The organism is Mycobacterium gordonae, from assembly GCF_001417955.2.
Taxonomy (GTDB): Bacteria; Actinomycetota; Actinomycetes; order Mycobacteriales; family Mycobacteriaceae; genus Mycobacterium; species Mycobacterium gordonae_B.
Genome location: NZ_LKTM01000009.1, coordinates 1 through 19,019, shown reverse-complemented (window position 1 = coordinate 19,019; position 19,019 = coordinate 1). Strand labels below are relative to the sequence as shown.

The following is a 19,019-nucleotide window of genomic DNA, read 5'->3' as shown; positions in this document are numbered from 1 at the left end:
GCCGGCTGGCCGAATCGCGCACCGTCTGGCCGCATTGCGAAACGGGCGTTTCGCTGCGACGAGCCGTACCACACAGAGGGCGGTTCGGGAACGGCCATTTGCCGGAAACTGATACTGGCGGGGCAGTCGTGGCGGACGAGCAGCGTTTTTCTCTATCGATCAACACCACGGAAAAAAAATTCGATAGATAGGGCAACAATTGGTGCACGCCAGGTGAATTCGTCTTACCATCGGCGGGTGCCTGTACACGGCGAACTGGGGGATTCGACGTCGAGCCAACTCTCAATATCCGCGCCGCCGTCAATAATGATTCCCCTAGGGGCTACCGAACAACATGGTCCACACCTGCCTTTGGACACCGACACCCGAATCGCCACGGCGGTCGCCCGCGCCCTGGGCGAGCGTCTCGACTGGCTCGTGGCGCCGGCGATCGCTTACGGTGCCAGCGGTGAGCACCAGAGTTTTGACGGAACGATCTCGATCGGCACTGATGCCTTGACCACGCTGTTGGTGGAGTACGGGCGATCGGCCGCCTGCTGGGCGAAGCGGCTGGTCTTCGTCAACGGCCACGGTGGCAACGTGAGCGCGTTGACGAGTGCGATCGGCCGGCTCCGTGCCGAGGGCCGCGACGCCGCTTGGTGCCCGTGCGCCAGCGCCGGTGGCGATGCGCATGCCGGCCACACCGAAACATCCGTGCTGCTCCACATCTCACCGGACGTCGTGCGCACCGACCGCATGCTCGCCGGCAACGACGCGCCGCTGCGCGAGTTGCTGCCGTCGATGCGACGGGGCGGGGTGGCGGCCGTCAGTCCGATCGGGGTGCTGGGAGATCCGACCACGGCCACCGCGGCCGCGGGAAGCCGGATCTTCACCGAGATGGTGGACGACTGTGTCCGGCGCATCGGCCGGTGGACTCCCGGTGCCGACGGGATGCTGACGTGACCGCGCCGGTGACCCGGCTGCCGAACGGATTTGCCGTGCAGGTCGATCGCCGGGTGCGGGTGCTCGGCGACGGCAAGGCCCTGCTGGGTGGCTCGCCGACCCGGCTGCTGCGGTTGGCGCCCGCCGCGCAGAGCATGCTCTGCGACGGCCGCCTCAAGGTCCGCGACGAGGTCAGCGCGCAGCTAGCGCGCACCCTGCTGGACGCCACGGTAGCTCACCCGCGCCCCGCGACGGGCCCGTCCCACCGGGACGTCACCGTGGTTATCCCGGTGCGGGACAACATAACCGGTGTACGAAGGCTGGTGACGTCGCTGCGCGGGCTGCGGGTCATCGTGGTGGACGACGGATCCTCCACGCCCATCGAACTGGAGGATTTCGCCGGCTCGCACTGCGACATCGAAGTGCTGCACCACGTTCGCAACAAGGGTCCGGCGGCCGCTCGGAACACCGGCCTGGCGGCCTGCACCACCGACTTCGTCGCGTTCCTGGACTCCGACGTGGCACCACGCCGCGGCTGGCTCGAAGCTTTGCTGGGTCACTTCTGCGACCCGACGGTCGCACTGGTGGCGCCGCGGATCGTCGGTCTGGGGCAGGACGAGAACGTGATCGCCCGCTACGAAGCGGTGCACTCGTCACTGGATCTCGGTCTGCGGGAAGCGCCGGTGCTGCCGCACAGCGCGGTGTCCTACGTGCCCAGCGCGGCGATCGTGTGCCGCACTTCGGCGATCCGGGCCGTCGGTGGCTTCGACGAGACGATGCATTCCGGCGAGGACGTCGACCTGTGCTGGCGACTGGTGGAAGCCGGCGCCCGGTTGCGGTACGAACCGATTGCGCTGGTCGCCCACGACCACCGGACCGAGTTGCGGGACTGGATCGCGCGCAAAGCGTTCTACGGGGGTTCGGCGGCGCCCTTGTCGGTGCGACACCCCGACAAGACCGCGCCGGTGGTGATTTCCGGCTGGGCACTGGCGGCCTGGATTCTGATGTCGCTCGGCACCGGTCTTGCGCAGCTGGCTTCGATCGTCATCGCCGTGCTCACCGGCCGCCGGATCGCCAAGGCCCTGCGCGGCGCCGACACGTCCGTCGAGACCTCGCTCTGGGATGTGGCCGTGATCGCCACCCGGGGACTGTGGTCGGCGGCGCTGCAGCTGGCATCGGCTATCTGCCGGCACTACTGGCCGGTGGCTCTGCTGGGGGCGATGCTGTCGCGCCACTTCCGGCACGTCGTGGTGGTCGCGGCGATCGTCGACGGGGTGGCGGACTGGTTGCGCCGCCGGGACGCCGTCGGGGAGGACGCGGAGCCGATCGGGTTGCTGACCTTCCTGTTGCTCAAGCGCATCGACGACCTGGCCTACGGGATCGGCCTCTGGTACGGGGTGATACGCGAACGCAACATCGGCGCACTCAAGCCACAGATCCGGACGTAACGGCCGCCTTGTCTGCAGCCGCCCGGCACAGCGATGTGCTGATCGTCGGTGCCGGAAGCGCCGGTTCGGTTGTCGCCGAACGCCTTTCCGCCGATCCAAGTTGCAGTGTGACGGTGCTGGAGGCGGGTCCCGGACTCACCGATGCCCGGCTGCTGGCGTGGACCCGCAACGGACTGCAGCTGCCCATCGGTGCGGGCAGCCCGTTGGCCGAGCGCTGCGCGACGACGCTCACCGACCATCCGGCGCGGCAGGCGTCGCTGGTGCGGGGGACCACGGTCGGCGGTTCCGGCGCCGTCAACGGCGGCTATTTCTGCCGGGGGTTGCCCGGCGACTTCGACCGCATGGCGATACCCGGCTGGGCATGGGCCGACGTGCTGGACCACTTCCGGGCCATCGAGACGGATCTGGACTTCGCCACCCCCGCCCACGGTGACGCGGGTCCGATCCCGGTGCGTCGCACCCGCGATCTGACCGGTGTCACCGAGACTTTCGTCGCCGCCAGCGCACGGGCGGGATTCGGGTGGGTCACCGACCTCAACGATGTCGGACCTGAGCTGCCCGCGGGTGTGGGGGCCGTGCCGCTCAACATCGTCGAGGGCGTGCGCACCGGCTCCGGAGCCGCCTTTCTGTTACCCGCGTTGCAACGGCCGAACCTGACGCTGCTGGACCGCACCCGGGCAGTGCGCCTGCGCATCACCGGCGCCACCGCGGTGGGCGTGGATGCCATCGGGCCGGACGGTGCCCGGGATCTGACGGCGGATCGAATTATCCTGTGCTGCGGGACAATTCGATCGGCGCATCTATTGATGCTGTCCGGTGTGGGCGAGCCGGAGATGCTGCGCGCCGCCGGCGTCAAAGTTGTTGCGGCACTGCCGGTCGGGCTGCGTTGCAGCGATCATCCGGAGTGGGTGATACCGACCGACTGGGCGGTTGCCCCCGACCATCCGGTGCTGGAAGTGGCGCTGAGTACCGCAGACGGAATCGAAATCCGGCCCTACACAGGCGGTTTCATAGCCATGACCGGCGACGGCGTTGCCGGGCACAGTGATTGGCCGCACCTCGGTGTTGCGCTGATGCGGCCACGGTCCCGGGGGCGCATCTCTCTGGTGGCAGCAGACCCGGGCACGCCGCCGCGAATCGAGCATCATTACGACAGCGAGCCGGACGACGTCGCCGACCTGCGCGCGGGAAGTGAGTTGGCCCGTGAGTTCTGTCCCACCACAACAGGTCCCGCGGCCTGGTCGACATCGCAACATCTGTGCGGCAGCGCCCCGATGGGTGTAGACGGCGACCCTGATGCAGTGGTGGACAACAGGTGTCGTGTCCTCGGATTCGAAAACCTCTGGGTGATAGACGGATCCATCCTGCCGGTGGTCCCCAGTCGCGGACCACACGCCACCATTGTCATGGTCGGCCACCGTGCGGCCGAATTCGTTCAGTGAACGATCAGCTCGCGGCCGGCGCCGCTTCGCCGGAAGATTCCACCCGCGCCGTCGGGGCGCCGGCGATCGCCGCTGCCGGTACCGCCCGCGCCGCCAGCGGAGCCGGCAATGCGGAGACGGCAGTCGTCTCCTCGATCTCGACGGGCTCCGCGGCTCTCACCTGTAGCGCAGGTTGGCGGGTCGCCGATCCCGCCGACCCAACCGACGCCGCTGCGACCGCCGACCCCACCGATCCCACCGGTGTCACCGCCGGAGTGATCGCCGAGCCCACCGGTCCGGCTACCGCCGCCGAACCGACAGCCATCGTCTGTGCCGCCGCGGCTGCCGCCGGCGCCGCGTAGGCACTCTGGGTCAGCACCCCGGGCCCCAGCGTCTGTTGCGGCATATTCGCGACGTCGGACTGAATGCTCGACACGTTCGCCGCCTCGGTGACGGCGTAGGACTGCGAACCCAGGTTCATCAACTGCACGAACTGGTCATGGAAGGCAGCCGCCTGCGCGCTGATCGCCTGGAATGCCTCGGCATGCGTGCCGAACAGGGCCGCGATTTCCGTCGACACCGCGTCGGCACCCGCCGGGACGAAGGCCCCGGTCGTCGGAATCGCGGCCGCGGCGTTGGCATCGCTGATCGCCGAGCCGATATTCGCCAGATCCGTAGCTGCGGCAGCCACGTACTCCGGCGCAGCGTTTACGTACGACATGCGGCCCCCCAGCCAAACATGGATCGTGTCCGACGCCCGTTACGAACCTTCCCCCGCTTCGGATGGTAGCCCCGCCAAGGGGGCGCGCGCGGCGTTTTGGCTCAATGCGATCCGACCGTTATGTGGCGGCCCCTGATGCGGCGGACCGGGCGCAGCTGGCGCCCGTCGCGCCCGGGCGCCCAGAACCCGATCAGCACCGCGGCCACGGCGACGATCACCGCCATCGCGATCGTCGACGCGTGCATGGCGTGCAGGAAGGCCGTCTGACACAGCATCGCCAGCTGATCACCTTGCGGGCCAAGCTTTTCCGATACTTCGACGGCCTTCGCCAGCGAGTCGGACGCGGGGCCGCGCACCGGCTCGGGGAACCCCGTCAGCCTCGGCCGGAGTTCGTCACTGTAGCTCCCGGCAAGGATGGAACCCGCCACCGCGATCCCCAGGGCGCCGCCCAACTCGCGTGCGGTGTCGTTGACCGCAGACGCGACGCCCTGTTTCTCGTCGGGGACGGCGGCCATGATCGCCGACGTGGTGGGCGCGGTGCAGAACCCGATGCCCGTGCTGAGGATCAGGGTCGGCCAGGCGAAGTTGAGGTAGGACGAGTGCAGGTCCAGTACGAGCATGCACAGGAAGCCCACCGCCATCAGCAGGGTGCCCAGAAACAGTACGAGGCGCAGTCCCAGCTTCGGCACGTACCACCATGACAGCGCCGAGCAGATACCGAGCGGCACCATGAACGGACCGAGGGCCACCGCCGTCATCAGGGGTGAGTAGCCCATGATCTGCTGGACGTACTGCATGGCGAGAAAGAAGAAGCCGAACGTTCCGCCGAACAGCACCACGATGGTTGCCACGCCCGTCGCGAAACTGGGGTCGGCGAAAAGTCGCACGTCCAGAAGTGGTTGCTTCCTGCGAAATTCGAACGCCGCGAAGAGTCCGGCGATGATCGCGCCCAGCACGAGCCCGCCCCACACCTGGGTGTCGTCCCAGCCCCGCGTCGGTGCCTGCAGGATCGCGAACACGCCGATGGCGACCGCCGCGGCGATCAGCACCGCGCCCCACCAGTCGACGCGGGGAGCGTCGTGGTCGCGCGACGGCGAAATGGTGCACGCCATCGCGAAGATCACCAGGCCAGCAGCGCCCAACGACCAGAAGATGGCGTGCCAGTCCCAAAACCGAAGTAGCAGGCCGGAACCGAGCATGCCGATCACCCCGCCGGACCCCGCGGTGCCGGCCCAGATACCAACGGCCCGCATCCGCTGCGCCTTCGGATATGCCACGGTCAGCAGCGACAGTGTCGCGGGCATGACGAACGCGGCGCCGACACCGGCCACCGCGCGTCCCGCGATGATCTGGGCAGGGGAGTGCAGCAGCGCCGGCGCGACCGAGGCCAGCGACAAGATGATCAGCCCGGTGAGCAGCGCGCCCCGGCGGCCGTACCGGTCACCGACGGCGCCCGCGGGTAGCAGCAGGCAGGCCAGCGCCACGGTATATCCGTCGACGATCCACGTGAGTTGGGTCTGGGTAGCCGAAGTGGCGACCGCGATGTCGCCGAGCGCGGTGTTCAGCGCTGTCATCGACGCGACCACCAGCGACACCCCCAGGCACGCCACGGTCAGCGTCCACCGCTGCGCCCGGGTGCTGTGGCCTGCGCGGTTCCCGCGCTCGTCGGGCCGGATTAAGGTCTGGACCATGTGCGGCGCCCCCTCTCGGTGGCGAAGTAGTGACCGAGACTAATGGTCTCGTAGGTAGACCAATAGTCTTGTTTTTAAACAGGGAGGTGCATCACAATCAGCGAGGGGAGTTACCGGGACCCGCGTCCGGCACGCTCGCGGGCTCGTTTGCTGGAGGCCGCCGCCTCGTTGCTGCGCAGCGGCGGTCCCAGCGCGGTGACCGTCGATGCGGTCACCCGCGCCGCCAACGTCGCCAGGGCCACCCTCTACCGCCACTTTCCGAGCGGAAACGATTTGCTGGCAGCCACATTCAGCAGTCTGATACCGCCCGCGCCGATGCCGACGGCCGACGGGCCGTTGCGCGAACGGCTGCTGGCGCTGGTGCTGGCCCAAGCCGAGGTGATCGCCGAAGCACCCGCGGTGCTGACCGCGATGGCGTGGCTGGCGCTGGGCCCGGACCTGCAGGGGCTACCCGAACCGAGCGGCTCGCCGGCCGCCCAGAGCGCGATCTCCGGCCTCCGCGAGCGCATCGCCCAGCAGTACGCGGCGCCCTTCGACGCGCTGTTCGACGGCCCGCAGGCCGCCGAGTCGGGCCTCGAATTGGGTGAGGTGGACCGCTCGAGTGCGATCGCGCTGCTGATCGGCCCCCTGGTGCTCGGCCGATTGAGCACGCTGCCGGACTTCGACTACCGGGAAACGGCGCGCGCCGCCGTCGACGGCTTCCTCGAGGTCCAGTCCCGTCGGGCACGGACGCTCAAAGACCGGTCCGGTCCCTGATCCGCTGCCGAACCGCGGCCTTGCCTTCCTCCAGCGTTGTCAGGCCCAGCCGGGTAGCGCTCCAACGGAACTCGTTGTCGACGATCCAGCGCACGTACGCCAGTTCGGAATGCTGCAACAGCTGAATGGCTTCCAGTAACGACTCCTGCACCGGACGGGCCGGCACGATCAGACCCCGTCGCTGCGGAAAGCCCCGGAACATCCAGTCGCTGAAGTCGGACAACGCCAGGACCGGAACGCGCCTGGGCACGTCGGGTCCGAAGGCGGACATGAGTTCGGCGGCCAGTTCGGCCGGCGGCGCCCCGTTGATCCAGTCGATCATGGGTTGCGCCGCGTCTGGTTCTCCCGGATTGGGACCCATCACGGCCTGGGAGCCTACGCCGGCCGGTCAACGCGGGTCTCGGTCCTGGCCCGAGACCCGCTAAAAGCCCTGGTAGGGTCGCTTTGCACGGCGGTCGGGGACCGTCAGGCGCGGACCGCCCGTGGTCAGCACCCGGGATTTGGCCCAGGCGCTGATCTGGGGCATACTGTTCAGGTTGCCTTGCGCCAGGTTCATCCTGGCCGGGCATACGACCAGCGCCCAACAGGGCGCGTCCGGTCCCAACCTTGGAGCGCGACTATTTCGGTCGCCTACCAGGCTGCGTGCGGGTGACACACCCGAGCGCGGGGAGCGGTTGAACCACGACAGGTAAACAGCGGCGCAGTATCCGGCGCAACGCTCGATCGGCCCTCGTCAAGGGGGTCGGTCCGCGCGCCGGGGGGCACTGGGGTCGAAGAACGACTGAAGTCCGGTTACGGGCTCACAGTGTGGGAGAAGAGGTAGGAGAAGCGTGGCGGGACAAAAGATCCGCATCAGGCTCAAGGCCTACGACCATGAGGCTATTGACGCGTCGGCGCGCAAGATCGTCGAGACCGTCGTCCGTACCGGAGCCAGCGTCGTGGGACCGGTGCCGCTGCCGACGGAAAAGAACGTGTACTGCGTCATCCGCTCTCCGCATAAGTACAAGGACTCGCGGGAGCACTTCGAGATGCGTACACACAAGCGTCTGATCGACATCCTCGACCCGACGCCGAAGACCGTTGACGCATTGATGCGCATCGATCTTCCGGCCAGCGTCGACGTCAACATCCAGTAGGAGCTTGGGCAGCAATGGCAAGAAAAGGCATTCTGGGTACCAAGCTGGGCATGACGCAGGTATTCGACGAGAACAACAAAGTCGTGCCGGTGACTGTGGTCAAGGCCGGGCCGAACGTGGTGACCCGCGTGCGTACCCCGGAGCGTGACGGATACAGCGCCGTGCAACTGGCTTACGGCGAAATCAGCCCACGCAAGGTCAACAAGCCGGTCACCGGTCAGTACGCGGCGGCGGGAGTCAACCCGCGCCGGCACCTGGCCGAGTTGCGGCTGGACGACGCGGAGGCGGCGGCCGAGTACGAGGTCGGCCAGGAGCTGACGGCGGAGATCTTCGCCGACGGCGCCTACGTCGACGTCACCGGCACCTCCAAGGGCAAGGGCTTCGCGGGAACCATGAAGCGGCACGGCTTCCGCGGGCAGGGCGCCAGCCACGGCGCCCAGGCGGTGCACCGCCGCCCGGGTTCCATTGGCGGATGTGCCACTCCGGCAAGGGTGTTCAAGGGCACCCGGATGTCGGGCCGGATGGGTAACGACCGGGTGACCGTGCAGAACCTGGTGGTGCACAAGGTCGACGCCGCCAACGGCGTGCTGTTGATCAAGGGCGCGGTTCCCGGCCGCACCGGTGGACTCGTCGTGGTCCGCAGCGCGATCAAACGAGGTGAGAAGTAATGGTTCTCAAAATTGACGTGAAGACGCCGGCGGGCAAGGTTGACGGCTCTGTCGAGCTGCCCGCCGAGTTGTTCGACGCGCCGGCCAACATCGCACTGATGCACCAGGTGGTCACGGCGCAGCGCGCCGCGGCACGCCAGGGCACGCACTCCACCAAGACCCGCGGTGACGTCAGTGGCGGTGGCCGCAAGCCTTACCGGCAGAAGGGAACCGGTCGCGCCCGGCAGGGTTCGACCCGCGCTCCCCAGTTCACCGGCGGTGGCGTGGTGCACGGCCCGAAGCCGCGCGACTACAGCCAGCGCACGCCCAAGAAGATGATCGCCGCCGCGTTGCGCGGGGCGCTGTCCGACCGGGCCCGCAACGGACGCATCCACGCGGTCACCGAGTTGGTGGAGGGGCAGACCCCTTCGACCAAGAGCGCCAAGGCTTTCCTGGCCACCCTGACCGAACGCAAGCAGGTCCTGGTGGTCGTCGGCCGTAGCGACGAGGCCGGTGTGAAGAGCGTGCGCAACCTGCCCGGTGTGCACATCCTGCCGCCGGACCAGCTCAACACCTACGACGTGTTGCGCGCCGACGACGTGGTGTTCAGTGTCGAGGCCTTGAACGCCTATATCTCAGCCAACACCGCCAACGCGGCATCTTCAGCTTCCGAGGAGGTTTCGGCCTGATGGCAACCATCGCTGACCCCCGCGACATCATCCTGGCGCCGGTCATCTCCGAGAAGTCCTACGGGCTGCTGGACAACAACGTGTACACCTTCGTGGTGCACCCCGACTCGAACAAGACGCAGATCAAGATCGCTATCGAGAAGATCTTCGCCGTCAAGGTCGCCTCGGTGAACACCGCGAATCGGCAGGGCAAGCGCAAGCGCACCCGGTCCGGTTACGGGACGCGCAAGAGCACCAAGCGCGCCATCGTCACCCTGGCGCCCGGCAGCAAGCAGATTGACCTGTTCGGAGCCCCGGCCTAGCCGAGCGCGAGAGAAAGATCTGATTAGACATGGCAATTCGCAAGTACAAGCCGACGACCCCGGGTCGTCGCGGCGCGAGTGTCTCGGATTTCTCCGAGATCACCCGGACCACGCCGGAGAAGTCGCTGGTGCGCCCGCTGCACAGCAAGGGTGGGCGTAACGCGCACGGCCGCATCACCACCCGTCACCAGGGTGGTGGCCACAAGCGCGCCTACCGGGTGATCGACTTCCGTCGCAACGACAAGGACGGCGTCAACGCCAAGGTCGCGCACATCGAGTACGACCCGAACCGGACCGCACGGATTGCACTCCTGCATTTCCTGGACGGGGAGAAGCGCTACATCATTGCGCCGAACGGACTCTCGCAGGGCGACATCGTCGAGTCGGGTGCCAACGCCGACATCAAGCCCGGCAACAACCTGCCGTTGCGCAACATCCCGGCCGGCACCCTGGTGCACGCCGTGGAGTTGCGGCCCGGTGGTGGGGCCAAGCTGGCGCGCTCGGCCGGCTCGAGCATCCAGTTGCTCGGCAAGGAAGCCACCTACGCCTCATTGCGCATGCCCAGCGGCGAGATCCGCCGGGTCGACGTCCGCTGCCGCGCGACGGTCGGTGAGGTGGGCAACGCCGAGCAGGCAAACATCAACTGGGGCAAGGCCGGTCGTATGCGGTGGAAGGGCAAGCGCCCGTCCGTCCGTGGTGTGGTCATGAACCCGGTCGACCACCCGCACGGCGGTGGTGAGGGTAAGACCTCCGGTGGTCGTCACCCCGTCAGCCCGTGGGGCAAGCCCGAGGGCCGTACCCGTAATCCGAATAAGGCCAGTAACAAGCTCATCGTCCGCCGCCGTCGCACCGGCAAGAAGCACGGGCGCTAGGACAGGGAGTAGCCGATAATGCCACGCAGCCTGAAGAAGGGCCCGTTCGTCGACGACCATCTGCTCAAGAAGGTCGACGTGCAGAACGAGAAGAACACCAAGCAGGTCATCAAGACCTGGTCGCGACGGTCGACCATCATTCCGGACTTCATCGGCCACACGTTCGCGGTGCACGACGGCCGCAAGCACGTGCCGGTGTTCGTCACCGAATCGATGGTGGGTCACAAGCTGGGGGAGTTCGCGCCCACCCGCACCTTCAAGGGACACATCAAGGACGACCGGAAGAGTAAGCGGCGATGACTACTACGACTGAATATCCGTCGGCGACCGCCAAGGCGCGGTTCGTCCGGGTGTCGCCCACGAAAGCGCGCCGCGTCATCAACCTGGTGCGTGGCCGGTCGGTGGCCGACGCACTCGACATCCTGCGCTGGGCGCCGCAAGCGGCCAGCGAGCCGGTGGCCAAGGTGATCGCCAGTGCTGCCGCCAACGCGCAGAACAACAACGGCCTGGACCCCACCACCCTGGTGGTGGCGACCGTCTACGCCGACGAGGGCCCGACCGCCAAGCGCATCCGTCCGCGCGCGCAGGGCCGCGCGTTCCGGATCCGCCGGCGCACCAGCCACATCACGGTGATCGTGGAGAGCCGCCCCAGTAAGGACGAGCGCTCCTCGAAGTCGTCGCGCACCCGTCGGGCCGAGGGCAGCAAGGCCGCCGCCAAAGCACCCGCGAAGAAGGCGGCCACCAAGGCGCCCGCCAAGAAGGCGGCCACCAAGGCGCCCGCAAAGAAGGCACCCGCAACGACTTCTGAGGCTTCTGAAGCGAAGGGAGGCTCAGACTAGTGGGCCAGAAGATCAATCCGCACGGCTTCCGGCTGGGTATCACCACCGACTGGAAGTCACGTTGGTACGCCGACAAGCAATACTCCGAGTACGTCAAGGAGGACGTCGCGATCCGCCGGCTGCTGTCCTCCGGCCTGGAGCGGGCCGGAATCGCCGACGTGGAGATCGAGCGGACCCGTGACCGGGTCCGGGTCGACATCCACACCGCACGCCCGGGCATCGTCATCGGCCGTCGTGGCACCGAGGCCGACCGCATCCGCGCCGACCTGGAGAAGCTGACCAAGAAGCAGGTCCAGCTCAACATCCTCGAGGTGAAAAACCCGGAGTCCCAAGCACAATTGGTGGCCCAGGGCGTTGCCGAGCAGTTGAGCAACCGGGTCGCGTTCCGCCGGGCGATGCGCAAGGCCATCCAGTCGGCCATGCGCCAGCCCAACGTCAAGGGCATCCGGGTGCAGTGCTCGGGCCGCCTCGGCGGGGCTGAGATGAGCCGCTCGGAGTTCTACCGCGAGGGCCGAGTGCCGCTGCACACCCTGCGGGCGGACATCGACTACGGCCTCTACGAGGCCAAGACCACCTTCGGCCGGATCGGTGTGAAGGTCTGGATTTACAAGGGCGACATCGTCGGTGGCAAGCGCGAATTGGCCGCTGCCGCACCGGCCGGTGCCGACCGTCCCCGCCGCGAGCGGCCGTCGGGCACCCGTCCGCGCCGCAGCGGTGCCTCGGGAACCACGGCGACCGGTACCGACGCGGGCCGGGCCGCCGGTGGCGACGAGGGCGCTGCCGCGGCTCCCGAAGCTGCGGCACCCGCAGTAGAAGCGCAGAGCACGGAGAGCTGAATCATGCTGATTCCCCGCAAGGTCAAACACCGTAAGCAGCACCACCCCCGCCAGCGCGGCATCGCCAGTGGCGGCACCGCGGTGAACTTCGGTGACTACGGTATCCAGGCGCTCGAACACGCCTACGTCACCAACCGGCAGATCGAGTCCGCTCGTATCGCCATCAACCGGCACATCAAGCGTGGCGGCAAGGTGTGGATCAACATCTTCCCGGACCGCCCGCTGACCAAGAAGCCCGCCGAGACCCGGATGGGTTCGGGTAAGGGTTCGCCGGAGTGGTGGGTGGTCAACGTCAAGCCCGGACGGGTGCTGTTCGAGCTGAGCTACCCGAACGAGCAGATCGCGCGGGCGGCGCTCACCCGGGCGATCCACAAGCTGCCGATCAAGGCACGCATCGTTACCCGAGAGGAGCAGTTCTGATGGCAGTGGGAATCTCCCCTGGCGAACTGCGCGAGCTCACCGACGAGGAGCTGCAGGAGCGGGTTCGCGAGTCCAAGGAAGAGCTGTTCAATCTGCGCTTCCAGATGGCCACCGGCCAGCTCAGCAACAACCGCCGGCTCCGCGTGGTGCGTCAGGAGATCGCGCGCGTCTACACGGTGCTGCGTGAACGAGAACTGGGTCTGGCCAGCGGGCCCGACGGTAAGGAGTCGTGATGGCAGAGGCTAAGAAGGCGGCCCCGAAAGCGGCCCAGAAGGCGGACGCCCCGGCTAAAGAAAAGGGCCCCAAGCACACTCCGGCCAACCCCAAGCCGCGCGGTCGTCGTAAGACCCGCATCGGCTACGTGGTGAGCGACAAGATGCAGAAGACCATCGTCGTCGAGCTCGAAGACCGTGTGCGGCACCCGTTGTACGGCAAGATCATTCGGACGACCAAGAAGGTCAAGGCGCACGACGAGAACAGCATCGCCGGTATCGGCGACCGCGTCTCGCTGATGGAGACGCGGCCCCTGTCGGCCACCAAGCGCTGGCGCCTCGTGGAGATCCTCGAGAAGGCCAAGTAACTCTCGGTAACTCCCGCGAGCAGACGTAAAAACCCCCGTTTCATCGGCGAAACGGGGGTTTTTACGTCTGCTCGCCACCGAACCCGTCCACCGATCGGGGGACACGAAATACCGCCCTGCTCGGGCTTATCGGTGGACATCGCCGGCGGATCTGCGTTGTTAGTTTCTAATTGCGCAATTCAATCAGCGAATAAGGAGAAACCATGTCCCACGAGATGCTGTTCAACGAGAGCGAGATCGTCTACTCGGCGCCGATCTACAGCGCCACCGACGCCTGCGAATAAGCACGCACGAGGAAGTCGATCCTGACCCCGGCCGTACCTGCGACCACTTGCGGGTGGGTCGGGGTCAGCGGCTTCAGTCGCCTCATTCCCGATTGGACATCATGACCAGCTGCCTAATGCCGGCCCGGCTCGGTTTCGACCTCACCGACCCGGCCAACTTCGACAACGGCTTCCCGTATCACATCTTCGAGACCCACCGACTACAGGCGCCGGTGTTCTGGCATGAGCCCACCGAGCACACGCCCGACGGCGAGGGCTTCTGGTCGGTCGCCACATACGCCGAAACTATTGCCGTGCTGCGTGATTCGACGACCTTCTCGTCGGAGACCGGCGGCAAGCGACCGTACGGCGGCACGTTGCTGCAAGACTTCCCGGTGTCCGGCCGGCTGATCAACATGATGGATGACCCGCGGCACGCCGCCATCCGGCGATTGGTCAGCTCGGGTCTGGGGCCGCGGATCATCGGCCGCATCGAGGACGACCTGCGTCACCGGGCTCGCCGGTTGTTCGACCAGATCAAGCCCGGCGAGGCGTTCGATTTCGCCGTCGACGTGGCCGCCGAACTGCCCACCCAGATGATCTGCATCCTGCTGGGCGTGCCCGAAGTCGACCGGCACTGGTTGTTCGACGAGATCGAGGCGGGGTTGAACTTCCGCGGCTCCAGCAAAGAGTTCGTGTCATGGATCTACGGCACCGACGCGCAATCTCGGCGGGATGATTACGGCCGCGAGCTGATCGCGCGCAAGCGGGCCGAACCTGGCGACGACATGTTGTCGATCGTGGCCAACGCGACCGTCGACGGCAAGCCGTTCATGTCGGACGAAGAGGTCTATCTGTTCTTCCATCAGCTGTTCAGCGCCGGCAGTGACACCACCCGCAGTGTCACGTCCGTGAGCCTGCTCGCGCTGGCCGAGCGGCCCGACCAATGGCGGCAGCTACGCCGCGACCCCGGCATGCTGCCGGCCGCGATCGAGGAATTCGTGCGATGGACGACACCCTCACCGTCCAAGCGGCGCACCGCCACCCGCGATGTCACCCTGGCCGGGCACCGCATCCAGGAGGGGCAGAAGGTGCTCGTCTGGGATGCCTCGGCCAACCGTGACCCCAGTGTGTTCGACCGCCCCGACGAGTTCGACATCACGCGAAAGCCCAACCCGCATCTGGGTTTCGGGCAAGGCGTGCACTACTGCCTCGGAGCGACCCTGGCTCGACTGGAACTGCGGGTGTTCTTCGAAGAACTGCTGCCGCGCTTCGAGCGCATCGAGGTGTTGGCGCCACCGGAGTGGGTCGGCAGTAACCGGCGCAACGGTCTGCGGAGCCTGCGGGTCCGGATGCACTGACCAGCCCCGGGACCCCCCGAAATCTCAGCTGTTTTCTACCTGGCGCGTGTAATGTCCTCGGACGTTCGGGTGGTCATTTCAACGGTGAGGCTGGGTATGACGGGGTCGGCGCAGTTTGGCGGCAAGATCGAACTGGACATTCGCGATTCGGAACCGGATTGGGGCCCGTACGCGGCGCCGACCGCCCCGGAGAATGCCCCCAATGTCTTGTACCTGGTGTGGGACGACACCGGCATCGCCACCTGGGACTGCTTCGGCGGTCTGGTCGAGATGCCGGCCATGACGCGCATCGCCGAGCGCGGCGTGCGCCTGTCGCAGTTCCACACCACGGCGCTGTGCTCCCCGACGCGGGCATCGCTGCTGACCGGCCGCAACGCCACCACCGTCGGTATGGCCACTATTGAGGAGTTCACCGACGGCTTCCCCAACTGCAACGGCCGCATCCCGGCGGATACCGCGTTGCTCTCCGAGGTGCTCAGCGAGCGCGGCTACAACACCTACTGCGTGGGCAAGTGGCACCTGACGCCGCTGGAGGAGTCCAGCATGGCCGCCACCAAGCGGCACTGGCCGACCTCGCGTGGCTTCGAGCGGTTCTACGGGTTCATGGGCGGAGAGACCGACCAGTGGTACCCCGACCTGATGTACGACAACCACCCGGTGAATCCGCCGGGCACGCCCGAGGACGGGTACCACCTGTCGAAAGACCTTGCCGACAAGACAATTCAGTTCATCCGCGACGCCAAGGTGATCGCGCCCGACAAGCCGTGGTTCAGCTACGTCTGCCCGGGCGCGGGCCACGCGCCGCACCATGTGTTCAAGGAATGGGCCGACAAGTACGACGGCGTGTTCGACATGGGCTATGAGAAGTACCGCGAGATCGCGCTGGAAAAGCAGAAGGCGATGGGGATCGTGCCCACGGACACCGAGCTGTCGCCGATCAACCCCTATCTCGACGTCAAGGGACCCAACGGCGAGCCATGGCCGCTGCAGGACACGGTAAGGCCCTGGGATTCGCTCAACGACGAAGAGAAGAAGCTGTTCAGCCGGATGGCCGAGGTGTTCGCCGGCTTTCTGAGTTACACCGACGCCCAGATCGGCCGGATCCTGGACTACCTGGAAGAGTCCGGCCAGCTGGACAACACCATCATCGTGGTGATCTCCGACAACGGGGCCAGCGGCGAAGGCGGACCGAACGGTTCGGTCAACGAAGGCAAGTTCTTCAACGGTTACATCGACACCGTCGAGGAGAGCATGAAACTCTTCGATCAGCTCGGCGGCCCGCAGACCTACAACCACTACCCGATCGGGTGGGCGATGGCGTTCAACACGCCCTACAAGCTGTTCAAGCGCTATGCCTCGCACGAAGGTGGTATCGCCGACACGGCAATCATCTCCTGGCCCAACGGAATTGCCGCACACGGTGAGGTCCGGGACAACTACGTCAACGTCAGCGACATCACCCCCACCGTCTACGACCTGCTGGGTATGACGCCGCCGGAGACCGTCAAGGGCATCGCGCAGAAGCCGCTGGACGGAGTGAGTTTCAAGGCCGCCCTTGAGGATCCGGGTGCCGACACCGGCAAGAAGACGCAGTTCTACACGATGCTGGGCACCCGGGGGATCTGGCATGAGGGATGGTTCGCCAACACCGTCCACGCCGCCACCCCCGCCGGCTGGTCGCACTTCGACGCCGACCGCTGGGAACTGTTCCACATCGAAGCCGACCGCAGCCAATGCCGCGACCTGGCCACCGAGCACCCGGACAAGCTCGAAGAGCTCAAGGCGCTGTGGTACTCCGAGGCCGAGAAGTACAACGGGCTGCCGCTTTCGGACCTGAACATCATGGAGACGATGATGCGCTCACGGCCCTATCTGGTGGGCGAGCGCGACAGCTACGTCTATTACCCCGACTGCGCCGACGTCGGCATCGGTGCCGCCGCGGAGATTCGGGGCCGTTCCTTCACGGTGCTGGCCGACGTGACGGTGGAGACCACCGGCGCCGAAGGCGTGATCTACAAGCAGGGTGGAGCGCACGGCGGACACGTGCTCTTCATCCAGGACGGGCGCCTGCAATACGTCTACAACTTTCTCGGTGAACGCCAGCAGCAGATCCAGTCGAACGGACCGATCCCGTTGGGCAAGCACCTGTTCGGCGTTCGCTACGAACGTACCGGGACCGTCCCGAACAGCCACACGCCGATCGGGAACGTGACGCTGTACTTCGACGAACACGCGGTCGGAATGCTTCCCGACGTGATCACCCACCCCGGGACATTCGGGCTGGCCGGCGCCGGCATCACGGTGGGCCGCAACGGCGGCTCCGCCGTCTCCAGCAAGTACAAGGCCCCGTTCGTGCTGACCGGCGGCAGGGTCGCCCAGGTCACCATCGACCTTTCCGGCCGGCCCTACGAGGACGTGGAAAAGGAACTCGCGCTTGCCTTTTCGCGGGACTGAGGTGTCCGCGCAGCGGGTGCGCCTGGTCGGCCTGGTCTGTCTGCTGGGCGTTCTTGCCGGTTGCGACTCGCACACCGGAGGATCCGCCGCGCCCGCGCCGCACTCGGATCCCGCCGAACCGGTGCCCGGCATCGCGCCCACCCACCCCGACCGCATTCCGCCCAACGCACTGTCGTGTGTCGTGGCGCCGGTGGGTGACGGCGATCCCACGCCGGCCGCCGTATCCGATCCCGATGCCCCGCGAATCACCATCACGGTGCCGCGGGGCTGGACCTCGACACCCGGCGCCGGCGACACCGCGCTGACGTCCAGTGGCCCGGACACCCTGACCGCGACGGTAACCATTGCGGCGACCGACCTGACACCCGAAAGCGCGTTCCTGCGCCACACGTCCACGGTCGGCGGGGCATTGCCGCGGCTGAAGTTCTCGGTCACCGGCTCCCCGTTCTGCGGGTACAGCAGCCAGCAACTCACCGGAACCCTGCAGGGGCCGTCCGGCGGAATCGACTTCGCCGATCGCATCACCCACATCTGGACCAACACCAAGCAGTACCTGGTGACCATTCATGTGCAGGCGAACGCCGGCACTCCCGGGTTCAGGGAGGCGAGATCCGCGTTGACACAGGATTTCGCGGTCGTCATACCCTGAAGCGGTGTTGACAGAGCTGGTCGAACTTCCCGGCGGGTCTTTCCGGATGGGTTCTACGAGCTTCTATCCCGAAGAGGCGCCGATCCATACCGCGACCGTGGCCCCTTTTGCGATCGAGCGGCACCCGGTGACCAACGCGCAGTTCGCCGAATTCGTGGACGCCACAGGCTATGTGACGGTTGCGGAGCAGCCGCTCGATCCCGCGCTGTATCCCGGTGCCAACCCCGACGACCTGGTTCCCGGAGCAATGGTGTTCCGGCCGACGGCTGGTCCGGTTGATCTGCGCGACTGGCGGCAGTGGTGGGACTGGGCGCCGGAGGCCAGTTGGCGCCGCCCGTTCGGCGTCGGCAGTGACCACCCGGCCGACCGAGCCGAGCACCCCGTCGTGCAGGTGGCATATCCCGACGCCGCGGCATATGCCCGGTGGGCCGGCCGCCGGCTGCCCACCGAAGCCGAATGGGAGTACGCCGCCCGGGCCGGGGCCACGGGCACCTACTCGTGGGGGGACGAGGAAAAGCCGGGCGGCCAACTCATGGCCAACACGTGGCAGGGCAGATTTCCGTATCGCAACGACGGTGCGCTGGGCTGGATCGGGACCTCGCCGGTGGGGACGTTTCCGGCCAACGGCTTCGGCCTGGTCGACATGATCGGCAATGTCTGGGAGTGGACCACCACCGAGTTCAGTGCCCACCACCGAATCGCGCAGCCGCCCAAGGCCTGTTGCGCACCGACCGGTCCCGCCGATCCGACGGTCAGCCAGACCCTCAAGGGCGGATCGCACCTGTGCGCACCCGAGTACTGCCACCGCTACCGGCCGGCAGCGCGTTCGCCGCAGTCGCAGGACACCGCGACCACCCACATCGGGTTCCGGTGCGTGGTGGATCTCAAGACGAGCTAAAGAAATTCGTGTATCTATCGCTCTGCGCGTTATTGCCGGTTAATGTGTGACGAGTTTCGCCTCATACGCCCGTGCTGTCACCGAAAGGCCGCGATCGATGAGCCACCAGGCCCCG

General features: G+C 66.9%; 23 protein-coding genes. 20 read left to right on the top strand and 3 right to left on the bottom strand.

Annotated features, from left to right (window positions below; translation table 11 throughout):
• The 4 genes from AO501_RS38680 to mftG form a co-directional block, all read left to right on the top strand.
• Positions 1-191: hypothetical protein (locus AO501_RS38680; RefSeq protein WP_231752320.1), on the top strand; the 191-nt coding region annotated here is incomplete at its 5' end.
• A 22-nt stretch (positions 192-213) separates the two neighbouring features.
• Entirely contained in the window at positions 214-942 is a 729-nt protein-coding gene (mftE, locus tag AO501_RS03265; RefSeq protein WP_055576374.1) for a mycofactocin biosynthesis peptidyl-dipeptidase MftE, read from the top strand.
• Positions 939-2,369 carry a mycofactocin biosynthesis glycosyltransferase MftF gene (gene mftF / locus AO501_RS03260; protein WP_055576373.1) on the top strand — a complete coding sequence of 477 codons (1,431 nt, stop codon included), beginning with the start codon at positions 939-941 and terminating at the stop codon, positions 2,367-2,369. The genes mftE and mftF overlap by 4 nt, the downstream gene beginning before the upstream one ends.
• An 8-nt stretch (positions 2,370-2,377) precedes the next feature.
• Positions 2,378-3,811, top strand: coding sequence for a mycofactocin system GMC family oxidoreductase MftG (gene mftG, locus AO501_RS03255; RefSeq protein ID WP_055576372.1), 1,434 nt, complete (start codon positions 2,378-2,380; stop codon positions 3,809-3,811).
• A gap of 4 nt (positions 3,812-3,815) precedes the next feature.
• On the opposite strand, the gene AO501_RS39995 is transcribed toward mftG, so the two are convergent.
• A complete protein-coding gene (locus AO501_RS39995; protein ID WP_055576371.1) occupies positions 3,816-4,511 on the bottom strand; it encodes a PE family protein in 696 nt (231 codons plus the stop codon).
• 101 nt (positions 4,512-4,612) lie between these two features.
• Positions 4,613-6,202, bottom strand: a complete 1,590-nt coding sequence (locus AO501_RS03245) for an MFS transporter (protein WP_055576370.1) — start codon at positions 6,200-6,202, stop codon at positions 4,613-4,615.
• A 90-nt stretch (positions 6,203-6,292) separates the two neighbouring features.
• Here AO501_RS03245 and AO501_RS03240 point away from each other — a divergent pair, with 90 nt between their 5' ends.
• The gene (locus tag AO501_RS03240) at positions 6,293-6,958 is read left to right on the top strand and encodes a TetR/AcrR family transcriptional regulator (protein ID WP_082658358.1); all 666 of its coding nucleotides are present in this window, start codon (positions 6,293-6,295) and stop codon (positions 6,956-6,958) included.
• On the opposite strand, the gene AO501_RS03235 is transcribed toward AO501_RS03240, so the two are convergent.
• A complete protein-coding gene (locus AO501_RS03235) occupies positions 6,936-7,322 on the bottom strand; it encodes a hypothetical protein (RefSeq protein WP_156452282.1) in 387 nt (128 codons plus the stop codon). The genes AO501_RS03240 and AO501_RS03235 overlap by 23 nt on opposite strands.
• A gap of 466 nt (positions 7,323-7,788) precedes the next feature.
• Here AO501_RS03235 and rpsJ point away from each other — a divergent pair, with 466 nt between their 5' ends.
• The 15 genes from rpsJ to AO501_RS03160 all read left to right on the top strand — a co-directional run bounded on the left by rpsJ (position 7,789) and on the right by AO501_RS03160 (position 18,904).
• The gene (gene rpsJ, locus AO501_RS03230; RefSeq protein ID WP_003873519.1) at positions 7,789-8,094 is read left to right on the top strand and encodes a 30S ribosomal protein S10; all 306 of its coding nucleotides are present in this window, start codon (positions 7,789-7,791) and stop codon (positions 8,092-8,094) included.
• Between the two features lie 14 nt (positions 8,095-8,108).
• Complete coding sequence (gene rplC, locus AO501_RS03225; protein ID WP_055576367.1) at positions 8,109-8,762, top strand: 50S ribosomal protein L3; 654 nt, start codon at positions 8,109-8,111, stop codon at positions 8,760-8,762.
• Positions 8,762-9,430 (top strand): 50S ribosomal protein L4, encoded by a 669-nt coding sequence (gene rplD / locus AO501_RS03220; protein WP_055576366.1) that lies wholly within the window; start codon positions 8,762-8,764, stop codon positions 9,428-9,430. Before rplC ends, rplD begins: the two co-directional genes overlap by 1 nt.
• Entirely contained in the window at positions 9,430-9,732 is a 303-nt protein-coding gene (gene rplW, locus AO501_RS03215) for a 50S ribosomal protein L23 (protein WP_055576365.1), read from the top strand. Before rplD ends, rplW begins: the two co-directional genes overlap by 1 nt.
• A gap of 29 nt (positions 9,733-9,761) precedes the next feature.
• Positions 9,762-10,604: a 50S ribosomal protein L2 gene (gene rplB, locus AO501_RS03210; RefSeq protein WP_055576364.1), complete on the top strand. Its 843-nt coding sequence runs from the start codon at positions 9,762-9,764 to the stop codon at positions 10,602-10,604.
• Between the two features lie 18 nt (positions 10,605-10,622).
• Positions 10,623-10,904 (top strand): 30S ribosomal protein S19, encoded by a 282-nt coding sequence (gene rpsS / locus AO501_RS03205; protein WP_011739061.1) that lies wholly within the window; start codon positions 10,623-10,625, stop codon positions 10,902-10,904.
• Positions 10,901-11,443, top strand: a complete 543-nt coding sequence (gene rplV / locus AO501_RS03200) for a 50S ribosomal protein L22 (RefSeq protein WP_055576363.1) — start codon at positions 10,901-10,903, stop codon at positions 11,441-11,443. Before rpsS ends, rplV begins: the two co-directional genes overlap by 4 nt.
• Positions 11,443-12,279, top strand: a complete 837-nt coding sequence (gene rpsC / locus AO501_RS03195) for a 30S ribosomal protein S3 (protein ID WP_055576362.1) — start codon at positions 11,443-11,445, stop codon at positions 12,277-12,279. The genes rplV and rpsC overlap by 1 nt, the downstream gene beginning before the upstream one ends.
• A gap of 3 nt (positions 12,280-12,282) precedes the next feature.
• The gene (rplP, locus tag AO501_RS03190) at positions 12,283-12,699 is read left to right on the top strand and encodes a 50S ribosomal protein L16 (RefSeq protein WP_055576361.1); all 417 of its coding nucleotides are present in this window, start codon (positions 12,283-12,285) and stop codon (positions 12,697-12,699) included.
• On the top strand, positions 12,699-12,932 hold the full coding sequence (rpmC, locus tag AO501_RS03185; protein WP_055576360.1) for a 50S ribosomal protein L29: 234 nt from the start codon (positions 12,699-12,701) through the stop codon (positions 12,930-12,932). Before rplP ends, rpmC begins: the two co-directional genes overlap by 1 nt.
• Positions 12,932-13,279 (top strand): 30S ribosomal protein S17, encoded by a 348-nt coding sequence (gene rpsQ / locus AO501_RS03180; protein ID WP_055576359.1) that lies wholly within the window; start codon positions 12,932-12,934, stop codon positions 13,277-13,279. Before rpmC ends, rpsQ begins: the two co-directional genes overlap by 1 nt.
• 385 nt (positions 13,280-13,664) lie before the next feature.
• Positions 13,665-14,903 carry a cytochrome P450 gene (locus tag AO501_RS03175; protein ID WP_055576358.1) on the top strand — a complete coding sequence of 413 codons (1,239 nt, stop codon included), beginning with the start codon at positions 13,665-13,667 and terminating at the stop codon, positions 14,901-14,903.
• Positions 14,904-14,999: 96 nt separating this feature from the next.
• Positions 15,000-17,357 carry an arylsulfatase gene (locus tag AO501_RS03170; protein ID WP_055576357.1) on the top strand — a complete coding sequence of 786 codons (2,358 nt, stop codon included), beginning with the start codon at positions 15,000-15,002 and terminating at the stop codon, positions 17,355-17,357.
• A complete protein-coding gene (locus AO501_RS38670) occupies positions 17,338-18,006 on the top strand; it encodes a hypothetical protein (protein ID WP_231752319.1) in 669 nt (222 codons plus the stop codon). The genes AO501_RS03170 and AO501_RS38670 overlap by 20 nt, the downstream gene beginning before the upstream one ends.
• Positions 18,007-18,010: 4 nt before the next feature.
• Positions 18,011-18,904, top strand: coding sequence for a formylglycine-generating enzyme family protein (locus AO501_RS03160; RefSeq protein WP_055576356.1), 894 nt, complete (start codon positions 18,011-18,013; stop codon positions 18,902-18,904).
• Positions 18,905-19,019: the final 115 nt, after the last annotated feature.

Excerpts from the sequence above, each read along its gene's own strand:
- AO501_RS39995 (WP_055576371.1), bottom strand. The coding sequence starts at position 4,511 with ATGTCGTACGTAAACGCTGCGCCGGAGTACGTGGCTGCCGCAGCTACG.
- AO501_RS03245 (WP_055576370.1), bottom strand. The coding sequence starts at position 6,202 with ATGGTCCAGACCTTAATCCGGCCCGACGAGCGCGGGAACCGCGCAGGC.
- rplC (WP_055576367.1), top strand. The coding sequence starts at position 8,109 with ATGGCAAGAAAAGGCATTCTGGGTACCAAGCTGGGCATGACGCAGGTA.
- rplD (WP_055576366.1), top strand. The coding sequence starts at position 8,762 with ATGGTTCTCAAAATTGACGTGAAGACGCCGGCGGGCAAGGTTGACGGC.
- rplW (WP_055576365.1), top strand. The coding sequence starts at position 9,430 with ATGGCAACCATCGCTGACCCCCGCGACATCATCCTGGCGCCGGTCATC.
- rplB (WP_055576364.1), top strand. The coding sequence starts at position 9,762 with ATGGCAATTCGCAAGTACAAGCCGACGACCCCGGGTCGTCGCGGCGCG.
- rpsS (WP_011739061.1), top strand. The coding sequence starts at position 10,623 with ATGCCACGCAGCCTGAAGAAGGGCCCGTTCGTCGACGACCATCTGCTC.
- rplV (WP_055576363.1), top strand. The coding sequence starts at position 10,901 with ATGACTACTACGACTGAATATCCGTCGGCGACCGCCAAGGCGCGGTTC.
- rplP (WP_055576361.1), top strand. The coding sequence starts at position 12,283 with ATGCTGATTCCCCGCAAGGTCAAACACCGTAAGCAGCACCACCCCCGC.
- rpmC (WP_055576360.1), top strand. The coding sequence starts at position 12,699 with ATGGCAGTGGGAATCTCCCCTGGCGAACTGCGCGAGCTCACCGACGAG.
- rpsQ (WP_055576359.1), top strand. The coding sequence starts at position 12,932 with ATGGCAGAGGCTAAGAAGGCGGCCCCGAAAGCGGCCCAGAAGGCGGAC.
- AO501_RS03175 (WP_055576358.1), top strand. The coding sequence starts at position 13,665 with ATGACCAGCTGCCTAATGCCGGCCCGGCTCGGTTTCGACCTCACCGAC.
- AO501_RS03170 (WP_055576357.1), top strand. The coding sequence starts at position 15,000 with ATGACGGGGTCGGCGCAGTTTGGCGGCAAGATCGAACTGGACATTCGC.